The organism is Nonlabens antarcticus (genome assembly GCF_015356755.1).
In the GTDB taxonomy this organism is placed as follows: domain Bacteria; phylum Bacteroidota; class Bacteroidia; order Flavobacteriales; family Flavobacteriaceae; genus Nonlabens; species Nonlabens antarcticus.
This window is the reverse complement of sequence record NZ_JADFCO010000013.1, coordinates 1-238: the sequence shown is the minus strand read 5'-3', so window position 1 is coordinate 238 and position 238 is coordinate 1. Positions and strand designations below refer to the sequence as shown.

The 238-nt window shown below is 51.3% G+C and carries 1 protein-coding gene; it reads left to right on the top strand.

What is annotated here, in order from left to right:
* Positions 1 to 238 (top strand): DUF7507 domain-containing protein (locus IQ282_RS00050; RefSeq protein WP_194849917.1); only part of this gene is annotated, 238 nt, incomplete at both ends.

The window sequence follows — 238 nt, the reverse complement described above, 5'->3', positions numbered from 1 at the left end:
GGAGATGGGTTTGCCCAGTTGGGTGAGACGATCAGTTACAGTTTTACGGTGACCAATACGGGAGCCACTACGTTGAGCAACATAACGATTAGTGACCCATTGTTGGTAGCGCCGAATGGTAGTTTATCAGGTGGTCCAATCGCCACACTTCCCCCAGGCCCAAGTGGAGTAGACAGTACTACGTTTACGGGAACCTACACGATCCAGCAGTCTGACATAGATGCGGGAACGGTAAGGA